At 64.3% G+C, this 356-nt stretch carries 1 protein-coding gene; it reads right to left on the reverse strand.

From position 1 onward, the window contains the following. Nucleotides 1–196 (reverse strand): DUF397 domain-containing protein (locus JHN45_RS52650; RefSeq protein ID WP_201056627.1); only part of this gene is annotated, 196 nt, incomplete at its 3' end. Between the last annotated feature and the right edge of the window lie 160 nt (nt 197–356).

Below are 356 nucleotides of genomic sequence, written 5' to 3' on the forward strand. Positions count from 1 at the left end.
GGGTGGTGGTGAGTGTGGTGGTGGGGGTGTCGGATTCGCGGAGGTGGATGGTGGTGGGGGTCGCGGCGAGTTCGACGCAGTCGTTGCCTTCACCGCCGCCGGAGAAAGATGACTTCTGCCAGCCGATCTCCACGCAGTCGTCTCCGTCGCCGCCGCCCGAGAAGGATGACTTCTGCCAGCTGATCTCGGTGACCATAGGTCGGTTCACAGCTCCTTCGTCATACGGTGGATGTAGTCCCGTGTCTTGACCGGGTCCAGCGCTGCTGCCTCCACCTTACGAAAAAGCGTTCGGTACCGGATGAGTTGGGACTCGGCGTGCAGGAACGGGCCGCCCTGCGGCGCGTCCCGCTTGGCTG

Source organism: Streptomyces sp. MBT53, assembly GCF_016654115.1.
In the GTDB taxonomy this organism is placed as follows: domain Bacteria; phylum Actinomycetota; class Actinomycetes; order Streptomycetales; family Streptomycetaceae; genus Streptomyces.